This window comes from Paenibacillus sp. E222 (genome assembly GCF_013401555.1).
Classification (GTDB): domain Bacteria; phylum Bacillota; class Bacilli; order Paenibacillales; family Paenibacillaceae; genus Paenibacillus.
This window is the reverse complement of record NZ_CP058552.1, coordinates 3,079,282-3,097,725: the sequence shown is the minus strand read 5'-3', so window position 1 is coordinate 3,097,725 and position 18,444 is coordinate 3,079,282. Positions and strand designations below refer to the sequence as shown.

The 18,444-nt window shown below is 45.3% G+C and carries 16 protein-coding genes; 5 read left to right on the top strand and 11 right to left on the bottom strand.

Annotated features, from left to right (window positions below; all coding sequences use genetic code 11):
- The first annotated feature begins 71 nt into the window (after positions 1-71).
- Complete coding sequence (locus tag HW560_RS13835; protein ID WP_179263522.1) at positions 72-860, top strand: hypothetical protein; 789 nt, start codon at positions 72-74, stop codon at positions 858-860.
- Between the two features lie 107 nt (positions 861-967).
- Here the strand turns inward: HW560_RS13835 and HW560_RS13830 are convergent, their stop codons facing one another.
- A complete protein-coding gene (locus tag HW560_RS13830) occupies positions 968-2,719 on the bottom strand; it encodes an ABC transporter ATP-binding protein (protein WP_179263520.1) in 1,752 nt (583 codons plus the stop codon).
- 146 nt (positions 2,720-2,865) lie between these two features.
- Between HW560_RS13830 and HW560_RS13825 the strand changes: the two genes are divergently transcribed.
- From HW560_RS13825 to HW560_RS13815, 3 genes are all read left to right on the top strand, one after another.
- Positions 2,866-4,308 (top strand): ABC transporter permease, encoded by a 1,443-nt coding sequence (locus HW560_RS13825; RefSeq protein ID WP_179263518.1) that lies wholly within the window; start codon positions 2,866-2,868, stop codon positions 4,306-4,308.
- A gap of 12 nt (positions 4,309-4,320) precedes the next feature.
- Entirely contained in the window at positions 4,321-5,835 is a 1,515-nt protein-coding gene (locus HW560_RS13820; protein WP_179263516.1) for an ABC transporter permease, read from the top strand.
- Positions 5,836-5,900: 65 nt separating this feature from the next.
- On the top strand, positions 5,901-7,727 hold the full coding sequence (locus tag HW560_RS13815) for an ABC transporter substrate-binding protein (RefSeq protein WP_179263514.1): 1,827 nt from the start codon (positions 5,901-5,903) through the stop codon (positions 7,725-7,727).
- Between the two features lie 92 nt (positions 7,728-7,819).
- Here the strand turns inward: HW560_RS13815 and HW560_RS13810 are convergent, their stop codons facing one another.
- On the bottom strand, positions 7,820-8,314 hold the full coding sequence (locus HW560_RS13810) for a hypothetical protein (RefSeq protein WP_179263512.1): 495 nt from the start codon (positions 8,312-8,314) through the stop codon (positions 7,820-7,822).
- 189 nt (positions 8,315-8,503) lie between these two features.
- On the opposite strand from HW560_RS13810, the gene HW560_RS13805 reads away from it, so the two are divergent.
- Positions 8,504-8,704 carry a hypothetical protein gene (locus HW560_RS13805; RefSeq protein ID WP_090904006.1) on the top strand — a complete coding sequence of 67 codons (201 nt, stop codon included), beginning with the start codon at positions 8,504-8,506 and terminating at the stop codon, positions 8,702-8,704.
- 84 nt (positions 8,705-8,788) lie between these two features.
- Here HW560_RS13805 and HW560_RS13800 read toward each other — a convergent pair whose 3' ends face one another.
- The 9 genes from HW560_RS13800 to HW560_RS13760 form a co-directional block, all read right to left on the bottom strand.
- Positions 8,789-9,493 carry an ankyrin repeat domain-containing protein gene (locus HW560_RS13800; protein ID WP_090903762.1) on the bottom strand — a complete coding sequence of 235 codons (705 nt, stop codon included), beginning with the start codon at positions 9,491-9,493 and terminating at the stop codon, positions 8,789-8,791.
- A 13-nt stretch (positions 9,494-9,506) separates the two neighbouring features.
- The gene (locus HW560_RS13795; RefSeq protein ID WP_090903763.1) at positions 9,507-11,012 is read right to left on the bottom strand and encodes an S-layer homology domain-containing protein; all 1,506 of its coding nucleotides are present in this window, start codon (positions 11,010-11,012) and stop codon (positions 9,507-9,509) included.
- A gap of 119 nt (positions 11,013-11,131) precedes the next feature.
- Positions 11,132-11,824, bottom strand: a complete 693-nt coding sequence (locus tag HW560_RS13790) for a response regulator transcription factor (protein WP_090903764.1) — start codon at positions 11,822-11,824, stop codon at positions 11,132-11,134.
- Positions 11,821-13,302 carry a sensor histidine kinase gene (locus tag HW560_RS13785; protein ID WP_090903765.1) on the bottom strand — a complete coding sequence of 494 codons (1,482 nt, stop codon included), beginning with the start codon at positions 13,300-13,302 and terminating at the stop codon, positions 11,821-11,823. Before HW560_RS13785 ends, HW560_RS13790 begins: the two co-directional genes overlap by 4 nt.
- 251 nt (positions 13,303-13,553) lie before the next feature.
- Positions 13,554-14,291, bottom strand: a complete 738-nt coding sequence (locus tag HW560_RS13780; RefSeq protein ID WP_179263510.1) for a cyclase family protein — start codon at positions 14,289-14,291, stop codon at positions 13,554-13,556.
- 81 nt (positions 14,292-14,372) lie between these two features.
- Positions 14,373-15,002 (bottom strand): type 1 glutamine amidotransferase family protein, encoded by a 630-nt coding sequence (locus HW560_RS13775; RefSeq protein ID WP_090903767.1) that lies wholly within the window; start codon positions 15,000-15,002, stop codon positions 14,373-14,375.
- A gap of 265 nt (positions 15,003-15,267) precedes the next feature.
- Entirely contained in the window at positions 15,268-16,383 is a 1,116-nt protein-coding gene (locus tag HW560_RS13770; RefSeq protein ID WP_090903768.1) for a nucleotidyltransferase domain-containing protein, read from the bottom strand.
- A gap of 263 nt (positions 16,384-16,646) precedes the next feature.
- Entirely contained in the window at positions 16,647-17,198 is a 552-nt protein-coding gene (locus HW560_RS13765; protein WP_179263508.1) for a GNAT family N-acetyltransferase, read from the bottom strand.
- 301 nt (positions 17,199-17,499) lie between these two features.
- Positions 17,500-18,426 (bottom strand): NADP-dependent oxidoreductase, encoded by a 927-nt coding sequence (locus HW560_RS13760; RefSeq protein ID WP_179263506.1) that lies wholly within the window; start codon positions 18,424-18,426, stop codon positions 17,500-17,502.
- Positions 18,427-18,444: the final 18 nt, after the last annotated feature.

Genomic DNA, 18,444 nt, shown 5'->3' with positions numbered 1-18,444 from the left:
GTGCTAAGATTTTTAGGTACACATGAATTAGAGAGAGAAAGAACAAACACACACATTTTCAGGAGGGTATTATGTCTATTTCAAAAAAAGCTTCATTGTTTGCCATGTTAATTATGATTCTGTTGGTTGCTGCAGCCTGCGGCGACAAGGCGGATAACAACGCCAAAACGAATGAATCAACCGCAACAGAAACCACTGCCGGCAGAGATACAGACACAGCCAAGACAGAAGACACGGACAACACGGAAAACTCCGAAGCATCCACTTCCGAGTCCAAGGAAACAGATAACTCCAAAGACGTTGAATTGGGAACTACAGAAAAAGGCTCTTACAACAATGATTATTTTGGTGTTTCACTGAAATTCCCCGAAGCTTGGGAGTTCCAGGATGCCGAGGGCATGAACGAGCTGACTAACGCTTCCTCCGAAGTTATTGCTGGAGACGATGAAACGAAGAAAAAACAAATTGAACTATCTCAGGCCAAAACACAGAACCTGTTGATGGCTTCACAATATCCATTGGACGGAGGTCAAGTCGGCCCTTCCGCTATGGCGATTGCTGAAAAAGTAAGCCTGCTGCAAGGCATTCGTACAGGTAAAGATTATCTGAAAGCAACGAAGAAATTCATGATGGACAGCCAGTTCCCTTATGAATACAAGGAATTCACAACCGAAACCATCGGTGGCAAAGAGATGGATCTGATGCAAATTACGATGGATGCAGGCGATGGTTCAACCATTACGCAAGATTACTACAGCACCATTATTGAAGGTTATGCATTCAACTTCATCTTCACCTATTTGGATGATACTACAAAGGCCGAGATTGACAACATCAAGAAATCCGTTCAGTTTAAATAATACACTCACTGTCACAGTGTCTGCTGTGCATGAAATAGGACCCCGCGCAATGATCTTTCACAGATCACTGCCGGGGTTCTTTTTTGAATAAAAGTAGATGGTTCAATTTATCCGGAAATGGCCACCCAATGTCCCTCTTTTACTTCCACCCATCGGGACTGTTCCAGATTATAGCGATCTTCCACTTCTACCGTCTCTCTTGGGGCTTCGTTTACAGCATGACGTTTTTTCTTCGCTTCCACAGCCGGGTCCGGAACCGGAATAGCCGATAACAAGGCCTTTGTGTACGCATGCTGAGGGTTCGAATATAGTTCTTCACTTTCTGCTAACTCCACAATCTTCCCATTATACATGACAGCTACACGATCACTGATATGTTTAACCATGGACAAATCATGTGCAATGAACAGGTATGTCAGACCGAGTCGCTGCTGCAATTCTTCAAGCAGCTGTACGATCTGAGCCTGAATGGACACATCCAACGCAGACAAAGGCTCGTCACATACAATAAATTCAGGTTCCACGGCCAGCGCACGAGCGATTCCGATCCGCTGCCGTTGACCACCCGAAAATTCATGAGGGTATCGCTGGGCATGAGCCGGATCGAGACCCACCATCTCCAGCAATTCCTCCACACGTTTTTCCCGCTCAGCGGGGCTGCCGGCAAGATGGTGAATATCCAAGGCTTCCCCAATAATGTCCATAATTCTAAATTTCGGATTAAGCGAGGCATACGGATCCTGGAAAATAATTTGCATATGTCTCCTCATCGTTTTCATCTCTGAGGCAGAGAGGCGGTTGAGCGGCACTCCCTTGAACAGCACATCCCCACCTGTTGGTTCATGCAGTCGCAGAATGGCTCGACCAGTAGTCGATTTCCCGCTGCCCGATTCGCCTACGACCCCAAGCGTCTCCCCCTGGCGGATCTCGAAACTGATATCGTTCACCGCTTTTAAGGTGTTGCCTTTACCCAGATTAAAATGCTGTTTGAGGGACTTCACTTCCAGCAAAGGCTGATCATCACCCAGATCGCGTGGCACCAACGACACGAGTTTCGGTTTCTTCTTCTCGTCTAATCGAGGCAATGCATTCAGCAGTCTGGACGTGTATGGATGCTTCGGATTCGCAAAAATCTCTGTGGTTGTCCCGGATTCCACAATCTGCCCGTCTTTCATGACCACGACCCGATCACACATCCCCGCCACGACTCCGAGATCATGGGTAATCAGAATAATGGAAGTGCCCAGCTGTTCCTGCATATCTTTCATCAAATTAAGGATTTGGGCCTGAATAGTAACATCAAGCGCAGTTGTAGGTTCATCCGCAATCAGCAATTCAGGACGGCAAGCAAGAGCAATAGCGATCATCACCCGCTGACGCATACCTCCGGAGAATTCATGTGGGTACTGGTTGAAACGTATTTCACTCCGGGTGATGCCAACGAGCTCCAACATGGCAATCGCCTGCTTCTTCGCTTCCCCTCTGGAAAGCTTCTGATGTTTAATCAGACTTTCGGTGATCTGTTTTCCGACTTTCACGGTCGGATTAAGAGAGCTCATAGGGTCCTGAAAGATCATACCGATGTCACGGCCACGGATGCTCTCCATCTCTTTTTGCGTTTTATGGACCAGGTCTACCCCTTTAAACAGGATCTCACCTTTTTTCATCTGCGAAGGAGGAGAGGCAAGCAGCCGCATAATGGAACGTGCCGTCACACTCTTCCCACTGCCGGATTCCCCTACAATGCCAAGTGTTTCCCCTTTCCGCACTTCAAAACTGACTTCTTTCACCGCCTGAAATTCACTCTCTCCGGAATGAAAAGAAACGGACAACTCATTTACTTTCAACAAAGGTTGCATGTGATCACCAGCCCTCATCCATATTTTCACATGTACTCATATGTATACTCTTCCATACCTTGACAATCAAATAGACACTAAATAATATATACTATATCAATCGGAATAATGCAATTTAAAATAAGATGAAAGGAGGCTCGCATGGTTTGAATCTTGCAAAAGGCAGCAAAATGTCACAGCTTGTTTACACCCTGGGATTTAATTATGGCAAAATGCTGCTTCATCCCTCCTATCGATATGTTCTATTTATTCTCGGACTTCCTGTGAATTTGGTTGTGCTTCTGATCTGGCAATCTAGACGAAAAAGGGATGGCTGGGCCTTGGTTCAACAAGCTGTTGAGCGCGATATGCTCTCCACCTCTTACCGGGATAAACTTCGGATGGACGTTGAAGAACAGTTGAGGCGTAAACACCGTTTCTTTCGGCAGCAAGTTAGTGAGGCAGAATTCAAGCGTCAGACGGAAGAGTGGCTGGAGGAATCCGTTCAGAAGGAGTTAAAGGAACGAACGTTCAGCAGGCTTCAGGCAGAGGGAAAACAGCGCCTGACGATGGCCGATACATTCCAATCATTGATTAATATACCGTGGTTCCTTGCGATATCGGTTATCCCGGGCTGTCTGATGTACGCCATGATGTTTTTGTACGGCAATCCTTATCTAAAGTACATATTCGAAAGAATTCTGATGACGGTATTCGTCATTTTGGGCGTAGCTACACTTGTATTCACCATCTTGTACCTGTCTCCATTCAATCCGGCCGCCAACATTCTCGGAGAGACAGCGACACAGGAACAGATCGCAGCTTTTAACCATGTCTATGGCCTGGATCAGCCCTATCTTGTCCAGCTCTGGAACAATATCAAGGGCATAGCGCTATTTGATCTCGGCAAGTCTTTTTCAGGGAATGAAGATGTCACGGCTACGATCGCCAGAAAGTTTCCAATCACGTTAACACTGGCCGTTATCTCCTTGCTGCTTGCCCTTGTCATTGCCTTGCCAATCGGCATCATCTCGGCGATCAAGCCCAATTCACTGTTTGATTACACCTTCATGTTTATTGCATTGATTGGATTATCGATTCCGAATTTCTGGCAAGGACTCATCTTCATCCTGAATTTTTCGATCAAGCTGCAGTGGCTTCCGGCTACCTTCAATCCACAAAACTGGCTGTCTATTATAATGCCAACGATTGTTCTGGGAACGGGATTAACCGCGGCGGTGGCCCGTATGACCCGGTCTTCCACACTGGAAGTTATTCATGAGGATTACGTGATGACTGCTCGTGCCAAAGGATTAAGCGAAAGACAGGTTCTGCTGAAACATGCTGTGCGCAATGCGCTAATTCCAATCGTAACCGTTGTAGGTCTTCAATTCGGCGGCATGCTTGGCGGGGCGGCTGTAACGGAGAAAGTATTTAATATCAGCGGTCTTGGCAGCTACATTGTGGATAAACAGTTTATCCCTGATATTCCGAGCATTATGGGCGGGGTCATATACACAGCAATTACGATCTCCATCATCAATGTTGTGGTAGATCTGTTGTACGCTTTTGTCGATCCCAGAGTTCGTTCCAAGATGAAACAATATTAAAGCAGGTGCACTATGACAAAATCGGGTTCACTTACACAAGAAATGCGTTTTCGGCTTAAGTCTTCACAGGAGTACAGTCAGGCGAGCTTCGCCTGGGTCACTTCCCTTCTCTTGTCAGTGTTACTGTTGTTCAACAGTTATGACTGGAGCCTTCAGGAGTTCAGACCATTTATAATGACTGCGCTCGGAATCTACCTATTTTTCACGCTGGTCCAGAGTATGCTGACGCTCCGGATTCGGAGAGACCTGATTCGGCAGGGAACAATCTCTGTGCTGACTCGCAGACTCGCCTGGGTCCAGCTGTTGGGTATCATTTCAGGCAATATCTTTATCGTGACGGCCGCTTTTCATCTGATCAAGAAAACAAAAAGCATTGAGTATACATTTGCGGTGTATATGCTGCTGACCCAGCTGTTCGTTATTGGGGTCTCGGCACTCAATATGTTTAAACCCTATGTTGCGGATACGTTTTTGCCAGCCATGGCTGCGCTCGTACTTGTGCTTGTGATTGATCTGGTGGTGCTGTTTATCGTATCCCGGTATACGTCAGCCTCGATCATCCCACGCTGGATGCTGGGAATGAGCGTGATCCTGATTCTGACTTCGGTCACAGGAAATGTATTCGCACTGCTGCTGGGTATCTCCATCATTGGACGAATCCGCAGACAGGGTAAACAAAAATCCAACTTCTGGAATGATCTGTGGGAGCGTCTTGCTCCGAATGTCACAGCAATGTCCGGTTTGTTTTTTATCATTTTCCTGTTCTCGATATCGATTTGCAGCTTCTTTACTTTTGATTACAGCATGGCTGTAGAAAATAACTACTCGGCCTTGCTTCAGTCTCCATCGCTCGCTTATCCCTTGGGAACGGATGACTTTGGACGATGTTTATTTTCCCGGATTGTATTCGGTGCCCGTATATCGTTGATCGTAGGCTTCATGTCAACTCTGATTCCGGTACTGATAGGCGGTATTCTCGGAGCCTTCTCGGGATTCTATGGAAGACACACGGACAATATTATCATGCGACTGCTGGATATTCTCTATGCCATTCCGGGTATTCTGCTCGCTATCGCCATCATTGCGGCTTTCGGGGCCAATACGGTCAATCTTATTCTGGCACTCAGCCTGGGTTCGATCCCAACTTACGCACGAACTATGAGAGCCAGTGTACTCTATGTATCTACATTTGAATTTGTTGAAGCTGCACGTGCACTGGGTTACAACAATCGCTCCATTATTTTCAAACATATTATTCCGAACTCGCTCGCACCCATGATTATCAAGTCTACACTTACGATTGGCGGAGCGGTCATTGCCACCAGCAGTCTGAGTTATTTGGGGCTCGGCGTGGAGCCGCATATTCCCGAATGGGGCAACATTCTCAAGCTGGGCAGCACGTATCTGGAAACCCATTCGTATCTGGCCATCTATCCAGGTCTTGCGATCATTCTGCTCGTGCTCTCGTTCAACTTTCTGGGTGACGGACTGCGCGACGCGCTTGATCCGAAGCTCGAAAAGGCTTAACCACTTCTACAATATTCAACTCAAATTGAATTCCATTGATTATGAACTTATCTGGAGGTATTTTCATGAAAAAACGTATGCTGATAGCACTACTATTAACTTTTGTCCTTGTGGTCTCCGGTTGCAGTGTGAAGACCAAGACGGAATCCCAGTCAGAAACTGCACCGTCCGATACAACAGAAAACACGCAAAACCAAAAACCGGTAGACATCGAATTACTGGCTCAGAGCTCTTCCGAAAACGACGTGAACATTATCCGCGACCAGCTCACCAAGAATGGCTTCAATGTTAAGCTGAACCTGCAGCCGGATTACGGCAGCTACAAATCCCAGCAGGATGCAGGCAATTATGACATTGCACTGTCCAGCTGGACAACGGTAACCGGGAATCCGGACTATGCAGTTCGTTCACTTTTCAAAACAGGCGGAGACTACAGCATTCTGGCTGATGAAGAAATCGATAAACTTATTGACCAGGCTGCTACCCAGACTCCGGACGAATACAAGGATACGTATAAACAATTGGAGGACCGCTTGGTGACCGATCAGGCCTATATCGCTCCGTTGTACATTTCCTTGAAAAGTCAGGCTTTGAACAAAGACATTCTGAATGCAGACACCGTTCGCTTGTCCAAATCCCGCGCCATGGCTTGGGAACCAATTGAATTCAAAGACAGCTCCAAAAATACCAAAGAACCATTAATTCTGACACAAAGTGCCTCCGTCCTGACTTCCCTTGACCCGATCAAAGGAAATGACGGTTCCATCAACCAACTGAACACCAACATGTATGTACGTCTCGTTAACCTGACAGATGACGATCAACTTACACCAGAGGGTTCCCTCTCCCACAATTTCAGCATTGCTGAGGGTAACTCGGAGTATTACTTCATTCTCAGAGACGATATCAACTTTGCCAAGATTGATAACAAAAAAGCGGTAGATACGGGAGAACGTGTCGGTGCAGATGACGTCATCTTCTCTCTCGATCGCGCCAAAAACAAAGATTCCGTACCGGATCACCGGACATACAGCCTGCACGAACATATCAAGGAAGCCGAGTTGGTAACAGACCTGGGCGCCTTGGAATCCGTTCAGCAATCTAGTGGCAGCGGTACGGTTAAAGACGCATTAGAACAAGGGCTGGGCACCAAAATTACGGAACTGGTCACGGACAAAAACAAAGCCGATAACGCTGCCGGGAAGTATCAGGTTGTGAAACTCACAACCACGGAACCTTTCCCGCAAGTATTGAATTATCTGGCTCACCAATCTGCTGGTATTGTGTCCAAAAAGCAGGTCGAGAGCATCAATTCGTATGATGTAGCTTCGTTTGACGTGAATAAAGACATTCCTTACGGCGATCAGAATACGGTGACTGAAGGTGCTGCGTACAACAACACCCTGTATGCCAGCGGCCCCTATATCTTGGCATATAAAAATGATTATGAAGGTGTATTCTATCAGAATCCCGGCTACCGTAAAGGCTCTGAGTATGCACCTAAAATTTCTCAGGTGAATGTTCGATTCATCTCCGATGCCGACAGTGCGTTGTCTGCTCTTCGCAGCAGTGAAATCCACCTGTACTACGGGGTACCTGAAACGAAGTACGATATCATTAAAAATGACAGCAAATTGCAATTGCAGAGCATTCCGAGCAATGCGGTTTCCTATCTGCTGTTCAACACAGCCAATCGGGAAGTTGCCAAGAGCAGTGACCTGAGAAAAGCCGTACTGTACGCCATCAACCAGGATGACATTTTGCAGTTCTACAAAAACAACAAACTTAAGGCGTACTCTACAGTAAGTCCACTCGTTCAGACTGGGAATGAATTGAAGTCCGATCCGGCAAAAGTAAAAGAATTCTTGAGCGCCTACCAGGCTTCCAAGTAGCAATAAAGATAAACGGCTGTCATCCGGATCACTCCAAGATCCGGATGACAGCCGTTTTATATGCTGAACAATATATTCTATAAATTGAACAATCAACATTGTACAATCTTCCTAGAATATCTGCGCTGTACACCAGGCAACAGAGTGACGATCTGAATCCCCACTCCCCAGGAAAAATAGACCAGATGGATCACAGATACATGCTGGATCCAGTATACCTGCACCATAATCCAGATAATCAGAGCAAATCCCGTATATAAGGAGAATGTCCATCCCCAGTATTGATTCGGGTAGAGATTCAGTTTTTCACCTATTTTCCAGTGAATGCGACGAAGGAGTGAAATGGCAATGATCATTGGCATAACACCTAGAACCAACAATAGTATAATTCCCGGGATCAGAAAACTGCCAAACGGGGAATGTTCCAACAATGAATCCGGCATTTGGATAAGGTTTCCCGATGGATCGATAATGAGTGCTCCCCCTCCAACCATCGCACCAATGCCCAGTAACCCCTGCATCACAATGATCACCCACGATCTTTCAGGTCCAACTTCGCGCTTTATTCCCTCATCACTAATCCTCATCCCTCGCCCTCCAGACATGTTATACCGATTTTACTGAACGATCTATTTTTCCATTTTCACATACGGAGAGGGTTGAATCCTGTGCTCTTTCTCACTAAAATCGTTCCAAAAAATTCGATTATGGTAAAACTTGATAAAAGAACGTACGTTCGGTATAATGGAAATATACTTAATGAGCGAGAGGCAGATATGGACGACAAATTTATTAAGGAACTACGCGAAATTAGTCGGGATGACAGAAGAAGGTCCGAATTTATGATCCAAGGCATGAAGGAAACACTGCAGGGAAGAAAAGAAGAAAGTAGATTCAAGCGCTGGATTCGGCGTAAGAAAACAGAGAAGAAAATTTCACAACGATTCAATCAGGATCCCTCTTCGGATCAAAAGTAACCACATAAAAAGGAGGCGGAATACGCCTCCTTTATTATTTATATGAATGCCTATTCGTCTAGATATGCAAAATAAAAACAATACTTATTTCGCACCCGCCCGGACCAACATCGCTTCGATTTCCTTGAAGCCTTTATTCTTAGCATGAATAAGCGGTGATACACCATCACGATCCGAAAGGTTTACGTCTGCTCCATGATCAATGAGTAATTGAATTGTCTGCTGCTGATTTTTATTTCCATCGTTCAAAATGATCGCTTCAAGCAGTGCTGTCCATCCCAATTGATTAATATGGTCCACATTCACTGAAGTTTGGGTCAGCAGTTCTCGTACCACATCCACGTATCCATGCTCCGAAGCTGGAATCAGTGCAGTTCCTCCATATCGATTCGTTATCGCTGGATCGGCTCCCGCCTCAATCGTCAGCTTCAGAATATCCAAGTACCCTTCAGCGCCAGCGTACAAAAACGGGTTATTTTTCATATCATCCTGTACATTAACATCTGCACCCGCTTCAATCAACATTGTGGCTGATGCCAGATCATTGTTGTACGTTGCAATCATAACAGCTGTTCTTCCGCTCTGATCCTGAGCATTGATATTGGCGCCCTCTTGAATCCATTTTTTAATACTCTCGGTGTCTCTTCCCTCTGCAGCCTTCAACAACAGCACATCCGGAGAAGTTGATAACTTCTCCTCCACCTTCGAGTCGTTTCTCACTTCAGGCACGCAGCCCTGAACGACGAACATACTGCTTATTAGGATAATGATCATCAGCGACTTATTCATACTGCCTCCCTTACTACAGTGTCACCGTTACCGAAGAAGCGACACTCCAATTCCCAACTGGATTTATTGTATAGGTCGTGCCTGGGATTAACTTGCCATCATTAACAAGATCGAATACGCCCGTGGCGCCTTTCCGACTTGAATATTTATATGTCGCTGTCAGAACGTCACCGTTAGGTGATGTTAATGTTACACTTCGACCAGAGAACAGCTCATCTCCAGGATCTTGGGCCAGCGTAACTTCAACTGAAGTTTCACTCACACCTTGGGCACTCACAACCTCCAACGAATCAAACGACCTTGCGGTGAAAGAAGCGTTATTGATGTTCGCCCAGTCAGAAGAAACCGTATATGTCACACCGGATTGCAATGTTTGTCCTTCGGGCAAACGGAATTTCGGTTCTTGTTTGCCATCTGTCGATTGCGTGAACGGAACATATTTGGCAACGATTGGCTCGCCACCTTCTGGCGTAATCACGACTTGTCTTGCCTGCATGGAGGAGATAATTTGATACGTTTTGCCTTCTGCTTGTTCTTGGTCATTCAACACAAACGCACTAGCCCCTCGACCACCGCTGTATGCTGAAATGATATAGCCGTAATCCACTACACCCTTCGCTTGCAGCGCTTCAATCTCGAACGTATCATTTGTTATTTGACTAACCGTCGTCATGTTTAATTTCGTGCCGCTGCCTTCAAAGGAACCAGCATCTTGGCCTTTATAAGTGAGGCTGTATACTTCACCTGCACGTTGAACGGACGTTGGAACGATGTACGTCGCAACGGACCCTGTTTTCAGACGAGGCATGTTAGTCAATGTCAACCCACCACTGAGGGCAAAATCGGTTTGTGCCTTGGCAAACACTTCATCTGCTGCTGTCAGCGGTTTGTCGAATGTGACAATTAACGTAATGGCATTCAGCGATCTAACGCTCTGAATTTGAGCCTTCTCCGAAGGAATAGCCTGGTGGGCCGTTTGCAACAGCACCGCTGTTTCGCCGCGTGTGGTCGAATCGTTCTCGGAGTAGAACGTGCTCATCCAATGGTGAACAGATTTCACATCACGCTGCATCGCTTTGGATACGACTTGTTCGAGTTCTGCATCCGTCACTTGACTGTGTGGATTGAATTGTCCGTTATTCGCCTGCATGATGCCAAGTTCAACGAGCTTTGATGCATACGGTGCATACCACGCGTCAGGATTAACGTCCGTTAATTCTACGCTTTCTCCCGTCTTGCCCTCCAGATTAAACGTTTTGAATACCAGTGATGCTAATTCTGCGCGGGTAATGGCTCTATTCTCACCCATGGATTGATCGGCATAACCGTTCATGATCCCCAGGCTGTTCAGTTCCTTGATGGCAGCCTCAATCTGCGGGTTAGTAAGCTGTGTCGTTGTAGCTGCAACGTTAGTAACGTATGTAGCTGCATATGCTTGATTCGCAGTTAGCGGGAATACTGCTGAGCCTAATGCAGTTATGGTTAAAAATGTAGCTATTTTTCGGGTTGTAGGATTCATGTATGAATTCCTCCTCTATAGGTTGAAGTTGCCTGTATCTATAGAATAGAGGACAAAAAGAAACTCCCAAGGACAAAAATATTAACAAATTATAAACTGAATCTGATTTTTCTCGAAACTTATACGGTGAATCGGTAACCCGCGCCCCAAACGGTTTCAATGTACTCCGGATTTTTGGGGTCTGCCTCCAGCTTCCCACGCAATTTGCGAATATGAACGGTAACCGTCGCAATATCCCCGCTGGAATCCATGCTCCAGATCCGCTCGAACAGATCCGATTTGCTGAATACACGGTTGGGATGACTCGCAAGAAATACGAGTAGATCGAATTCTTTGGTTGTAATTGCTACCTCTTCGCCATTAGCAAAAACGCGGCGCGCTCCCTTGTCGATATGAAGCCCGCGAATGTGAATTTCATCCTGTTCGGCTGGTTTGCTTTTGCCAAGCAATCTCTCGTATCGGGTCAAATGAGCCTTCGCTCTTGCAACCAACTCGCTTGGGCTGAACGGCTTCGTAATAAAATCATCAACACCCAAATTGAACGTTCTAATCTTATCGATCTCCTCCTTTTTCGCGGAGACCACAAGGATCGGCACCTCTTTCACTTCACGAATGCGCCTGCAACATTCGAAGCCGTCCAGTCCCGGCAGCATCAGATCAACTATAATCAGATTGTAACTCCCCTCCAGAGCCAGCTTCAGCCCTTCATCTCCGTTGTGGCAGAGCTCTACAGAAAACCCGTTGAGTTCGAAATAGTCCCGTTCCAGTTCCGCAATCGTTGTTTCGTCCTCAATAATCAAAATGTTTGTCATTTTCCCATCAGCCCCTCCTCTTCATTTAGCCGTTTTAGTTTGATATAAATGATTGTGCCGTCATTGGGTTTGCTTTCGGCCCAGATGAAACCTCCGTGTCCATCGATGATTTGGCGGGCAATCGCCAGTCCCAATCCACTTCCGCCTGTTGAGGAGTTGCGAGATTGTTCTGCCCGATAAAAGCGTTCAAATATATAAGGCAGCGCCTCTTCCGGTATTCCGCTACCATTATCTTTAAAGGCCATCGTAATCCACTCTGCATCTGCTTCAAGTGTAATGCCAAATCGTTTTTGTTCATTCTCCATATATTTAAGTGCATTATCCACTACATTGACAACGGTGCGTTTTAATTTATCCAGATCCACAGAAGCCATGACCGAACCAGAGGCCCGATTATCCCAATCCAAAGCCACTCCTTTGTCCTCCAGATCGTATCTCAGCTCTTCAATGCTGTCTTCCAGGAAATCGACAAGATCTACCACTTTAAACAGGAAGGGTTCCTGATTCAAGTCGAGCTTTGAGTACAGAAACAGTTCATCCACCAGCTTATCCATGCTGACTGCTTTGGAGTGAATGATATTGACGTATGATTCCATTTTTTCCGGAGTGTTGGCCACTCCATCACGAATTCCCTCAATATAACCTTTAATATTGGTGATCGGGGTACGAAGGTCATGCGAAATGTTGGAGATGAGTTCTCGGCGGTTCGCCTCGTCCTGCTGGCGCAACTCATTGGAGCGTTGCAATTGATTCCGCATGCTCTCAAACGCTTCGCTGAGCTGTCCAACCTCATCATTGGAGTTAAGCTGAAGCTTGAAGGTCAGATTTCCGTCCTTGATATGTTCGGCTGAACTCCGTAGTTGATTCAATGGTTTAATGAAGCTGCGGGTGATCCAGCGGAACAAGAGCAGGTTCGCAATGATGAGGACCCCGATGAGCAAAACTGACATCACAGGCAGCAGCTTGCGAGTAAGTTCAGCAAATGGGCTTCTCTCCCGAATGACGAAGATACTTCCCCGTTCTCCATCTGAATATTTAAAATCAAATTTCGCATACGCATAGAATCGTTCACTGATGTTAAAGGTACTCCGAATCTGATAATTGTTAAGATCATAGGCAGGCAGTGCTTGCTTCAGTTCTGGCTGGTTGAAGGTCAACGATTCGAAGATCTGGTTATTCTCCCGTCTGACGTAGAGCCCCGACTTCTCGGCTCGAAGCTTCATGTCGTACTCGCGCAGCAAAACCTTGTTCTGCAGCTCGTCCGGATCATTTTTGGCCAGAAACTTCATCTCTTGAAAGATCGATTCTCCCTGTTCGGTGAGTGGATTCACCTGATAATGTACTTTGTAAATATCGCGAAACCCCTGCAGATCGCCTGTTGCAGCAATCGTATACAGACTAGCCGTAAGCAGGATGAACAGCAAACTTATGACGAGCATACCCGTAAAGGACAGCAACATTTTTATTCGAATGGACATGGTATCCCCTTCTTAATCATGCTATTGGGTTAGTTAGTGCACATGTTAACACAAGATTGATCCAAATGCCCATAGGAGTATTCCATATCAGCAGTGCTGCCTGAACAGAAGAAAAACCCAAGGTCGTAAAAATGACCTGGGTTTCTCAACAATCAGAGGAGAAATACACCTCCCTAGTTATTTACCTATGCGAATCATTCGGAAAGAACTGTGTGTGAGTCCTTTGCAATATATCTATGTTCAACTTTGTTTTACGGTAAAATGGCAAACGAGCGTACTGGAAAGCCGGACGCCTTTTCTGCCTTAGGTACGATATTGAAGATCACCGCACCTTTAGCTGGTACCTGATCCAGATTCGTTAACAGCTCTACCTGATATGTATCCCGGGCAAGTACATAATATTCTGCCAGAAGTGCCCCGTTCTTTTGATAGTCTACAGCTGAATCAGTGTCGAAGGTCTCATGGCCGATCGCCTGTATTTTTCTTTCCTCGAATAAAAACATTAGCGCACTGACTGACCATCCGGGTGCATGACTGTTGCCCTCAGCATCCTTGTTGTCGAATGCTTCATGACTGGGCCAGCGTCTGCTCCAATCGGTACGCAGTGCTACAAAGCTGCCAGCTTCAATAACGCCATGCTCTTTTTCAAACTCAAGAATATGCTCGACATCCAGCGTGAAATCCGGATTGCTCTCTACAGCCTCAGATTGATCAATGACCACCAGCGGTAGCACAAGCTCCTTTAAGCCCAGTTCATCGAGATACCGGGTATCCCGCACAAAGTGAATTGGCGCATCGAGATGCGTCCCATATTGACCGGGAAACCTGAAACTCTGGGCGAAGAAGCCTTGATCGTGATTAAACAACGTATCGAATTGTGCCGCATCAAAAGCTGAGAAATGTGGAGATTCCGGTCCAAACGTATGGGTCAGATCCACCCACTTCTTTTCTTTTAATAATTGAATCGCTTGAATGAGTTCATTGGACATCCGAATCACCTCATACATAGAATGGAATAAATTGTTACTATTATATCGTATTCCACTCCATGCGAAAATATCGAATGTCAGCTATTTGATCGAATTCATTAACTCGAAGAAGTATTTCGGTTCATGAGTCTGATATAGATTGAACCAAGAATCTAAAGTCTCCGGTGTAAATACATCTAGCACCTTTAATACATGCATCGCAAATTCCAACGGAGCTATGCCTGATGCTGTAACTAAATTATCATCCGTTACGGAAGGTACCATTTCATAGTATTTTTCTCCAATATAATGAGGACAAATCATTTTCAAATATTCCAGATCATTGCTTGTATGCCTTCTGGAGTCTAGCAATCCTGTCCTCGCAAGACCAACGGTTGCACCACATATTGCCGCAACAACATGACCTTTTTCCAAAGATGTCGAAGCTTTTTTCAATATAGGCTCGTGAATGGATTCCATCCAAGTATTCCCGCCTGGAAGAATCAACACATCCGTACTTTCCACCATACACTCAGCAACTGAAATGTGAGGTAATATTTCCAATCCTCCCATGGTAGTCACTGGACTTTTATCAACACCAACAGCAACCACCTCTATCGGCGCCAGCCCCTTTTTAAAATACCTTCCCGAGTTTAGTTCAGCAATTAAATAACCAACCTCCCAGTCTGACATCGTATCAAATACATAAAGATATGCTTTTTTGGTATGCATAGTGCACTTCCCTTCTAGTCGATACCCCTATTATAAAAAAACTTTACTGACATCTTCCGTCAGTAAAGTTTTTTAAAATTGATCATAATCAATTAGCTCATATAGTGGGTTCAATCCCTTTTTGGTTTGAATTCTCCAGAGTATAGTCCCCATTATTTTTAGAACTCCCCTTTTGCGGGCGGCCTTCTCTTCGAAAAAAGGTACTGTAATTCTTAATTACGAAACATCTTAGCTTTATAAAATTCACTGTTTCATGGCTATATCCTCAAACTCGGTTTATGTAAAATGATTCGAACTCAGCAACAGAGTCGAACTGGTTGATAGATACGCCTTCTCTTTTGAGATGATTCTCCAACTGATCTATAAGCTGCAGGACGGCTAATCGTAATGGTTCAAAATCGTTTGGATTTAACAGTGCAACCAGATCTGGATACCCATAATTAACGTAAAATTCGCGATGCTCACCCAAGTCCATCATACCAGGCCAACGCCCCTTTTCCGCCGCATACAATATTCGGGATAACCCGTCTTGCAGCCCAATAGCAACGAAGAAGGCTGTTTCGTAATGGCCTTTTTCGCACGCAGTTAACAGTTTATTCACCATCCCTTTTTCCTCTTCGTAGTACCCTCGCAGTTGCTCTTTATAAGAGCGAGTCTCTTCTTGGCTGTTTTGTCGCTCCGATATGAGACCAAGTGTATCCGCTGTCAGATTCTCGCACGCTGATACTATTTCATCTGGAGAAAGGCTGAACATCATTGTATCAAGGTATGGGTCCAGTTGATCCGGTTTAATGGGAAGATTTCTAACTTGCTCACGATAGTGACCCCAACTGCGTTTATAGTAAATTTGGTTCAAAAAGCCAAGCGACATGAAAATGTTTCCCGCAATCTTTTGAGCGTGGGTTCGACAATAGGACAGGTCCTTGGTGTTTTTGGAAAGACGCATTTTAGCTATGCTGATAAAGCATTCCTTTAATACGGACTCAGCTTTGCTGATCATATCCGATGCGTTGGATTTACTCCCCATCTTGGATATTGTTTCGCGAAGTTCCATGAACCTGGCCAGATCATCATCTGATCGGACATATAACAATTCACAATCTGCTATAATCGTCGTATTCCATTCTTCAGATGTTGCCATTCTTTCAGCACGACCCCATCCGATGGGCCAGAAATCAAAACTTATGCCTTCGATCATAAACTGGCACTCCACTTCTCTACCCCTGGCTGTCGCCGGAATGAAGAAGAAATCCAAATCCGAACGTTCAGTCGCTCGCCCCTGCAAATATGATCCGTAATATCCGACAATTGCAACATCTTGAGGATAATGAGTCTTAATATGTTTTACAATTATGTCTGATACAGCAAAAACATCAATCATCAGATAAAACCTCCTCATTGTATTTCAATTTCATATTGGCTACCTATACACCTTTATTAAAGTAAGGGTTAGCTTAATCCCATTCATACAAATTTTGGGACATCTATCTTATTCGAGACCTAGTACCAAGACCCCTTTTAGAGGATCATGTTCTGAGATTTACATTTGAAAATGAACATCAACAAATCGCCTACATCCCGCCTCAGAGTTAAATTTTCGTTTCCCGTTATTCGAAAAAAGGCTACCGCTAGGGTAGCCTACTCTCATATCTTCATTTTCGAGTACTCACTTTTAGTCAAACCATATAGATATTCATCGTAATGCTGTCCATTAGTGAATACCATATTTCTGAGTTTCCCTTCTTGGACAAATCCAAGACGCTCATGAAGTTCTAGTGAACCTTGATTAAAAGCATAAACATGTGCAGTAACTTTCTGATAGCGTAACTCTTCAAAGTAATATCGCAACAATATTTTTACAGCTTCTGATGCATAACCATTGCGCCAGAATTCTCTGAAGATAGCAACACCGTACGTAAAAGTTCCATTTCGGGTATCACAGTTATTCGAACTTATGCTTCCCACTAATACTCCATCTAAAGTCTCGACCGCGAGCATAATTTTATCCCCATCAGGACCACGGGATGCCTGGTGTTCAGCCCAAGCTTTTGTACCCTCTTCCGATCTTGGGAAATTTATTACATCGCAAAGTCTAGCACAGTCAGAATCAGAATCATTATTGTGGAACTTATCCCAATCAGTTGGGAGAATTGCACGTAATCTAACTTTATGACCTGTCCAAATATTATTTTCCATTATAGATCCTCCTAAGGTTTATTTACTCCTACCTCACTCATATATGAATTAAGGCGGAGATCTGGCCTTGGGATCTAAGTCTTCATATACTACATCGTTCTCATTCCTTTCAACACTTACTTCAAGTATATACCGTAATATTCCATTCTTTCAAATTATATTATTCAGTGCTCTTTTTCCGCATACAAGATACACCTCCTAAAATATCACTGGTTCCCCATATGGGTATTTTCGTGTGAATTTTAGGAGGTGTACATCAGAAACAAAAATCTAACTTGAAACATTTAACGTCAATCCTCGTCTATTCTACTCGAATGACCAGTTTCCCGCGTGTGTGATGGGTTTCGCTTTTTTCGTGCGCTTCACGCAGTCCTTGTTCACTCAAGGGGTATATCTCATCAATGATGGGTCTCAGCTTGCCCTCAGCAGCGAGCTCGGCCAACTGATCGAGTTGGTCCCCTTTGGGTTCCATCATGAACACATTGGCGGTTACACCAGTTTCCTTAGCCAGCGTTTCATCCGGCTGTTCCACCAGCGATATCAGATGCCCACCGGGCTTTAATACCTTGAAGCTATCACGCTGAATGTCGCCACCCATCGTGTCCAGCACGACATCGTACCCCGAGAGAATTTCCGAGAAGTCTTCTTTTTTATAATTGATGAAATGGTCCACTCCCAGCGAACGAAGCAATTCCTCATTCGATTCACTTGCGGTGGAGGACACTTCAGCGCCAAGATATTTGGCAATCTGGATGGCATAGGTTCCTACACCACCTGCTCCCGCATGAATGAGAACCTTCTGCCCTTTGGCAAGTCGTCCATGGTCGACAAGTGCCTGCCAGGCCGTCATGGCTGCTAGCGGTATGGCAGCTGCTTCCTCGAAGCTCAGATTTTCTGGGATACGGGCAATGATGTCCGCATCCACGGCCACATATTCTGCATAGGTCCCGAAATGACGAGGACGGGCAAATACACGATCTCCCGCTCTGAACCTTGCCACATTTGAACCCGCTTCAGTCACCGTACCGGCAACATCCCCGCCCAATATTAGTGGGAAAGAATCCGCTGCCTCTTTCATATGCCCTTGTCTGACTTTGAAATCCACCGGGTTCACAGAAGTAGCATGAATGCGGATCAGCACCTGATTCACTCCACAGGCCGGCTTGGGCATTTCCTTTTCCTTCAATTGTTCCGCTCCACCGAACTTTTCAATCACAATTGCTTTCATTAGAGATCCCAGCCTTTC

Coding starts and splice junctions, on each gene's coding strand:
- HW560_RS13835 (WP_179263522.1), top strand. CDS start 72: ATGTCTATTTCAAAAAAAGCTTCATTGTTTGCCATGTTAATTATGATT.
- HW560_RS13830 (WP_179263520.1), bottom strand. CDS start 2,719: ATGCAACCTTTGTTGAAAGTAAATGAGTTGTCCGTTTCTTTTCATTCC.
- HW560_RS13820 (WP_179263516.1), top strand. CDS start 4,321: ATGACAAAATCGGGTTCACTTACACAAGAAATGCGTTTTCGGCTTAAG.
- HW560_RS13815 (WP_179263514.1), top strand. CDS start 5,901: ATGAAAAAACGTATGCTGATAGCACTACTATTAACTTTTGTCCTTGTG.
- HW560_RS13810 (WP_179263512.1), bottom strand. CDS start 8,314: ATGAGGATTAGTGATGAGGGAATAAAGCGCGAAGTTGGACCTGAAAGA.
- HW560_RS13805 (WP_090904006.1), top strand. CDS start 8,504: ATGGACGACAAATTTATTAAGGAACTACGCGAAATTAGTCGGGATGAC.
- HW560_RS13800 (WP_090903762.1), bottom strand. CDS start 9,493: ATGAATAAGTCGCTGATGATCATTATCCTAATAAGCAGTATGTTCGTC.
- HW560_RS13795 (WP_090903763.1), bottom strand. CDS start 11,012: ATGAATCCTACAACCCGAAAAATAGCTACATTTTTAACCATAACTGCA.
- HW560_RS13790 (WP_090903764.1), bottom strand. CDS start 11,824: ATGACAAACATTTTGATTATTGAGGACGAAACAACGATTGCGGAACTG.
- HW560_RS13785 (WP_090903765.1), bottom strand. CDS start 13,302: ATGTCCATTCGAATAAAAATGTTGCTGTCCTTTACGGGTATGCTCGTC.
- HW560_RS13780 (WP_179263510.1), bottom strand. CDS start 14,291: ATGTCCAATGAACTCATTCAAGCGATTCAATTATTAAAAGAAAAGAAG.
- HW560_RS13775 (WP_090903767.1), bottom strand. CDS start 15,002: ATGCATACCAAAAAAGCATATCTTTATGTATTTGATACGATGTCAGAC.
- HW560_RS13770 (WP_090903768.1), bottom strand. CDS start 16,383: ATGATTGATGTTTTTGCTGTATCAGACATAATTGTAAAACATATTAAG.
- HW560_RS13765 (WP_179263508.1), bottom strand. CDS start 17,198: ATGGAAAATAATATTTGGACAGGTCATAAAGTTAGATTACGTGCAATT.
- HW560_RS13760 (WP_179263506.1), bottom strand. CDS start 18,426: ATGAAAGCAATTGTGATTGAAAAGTTCGGTGGAGCGGAACAATTGAAG.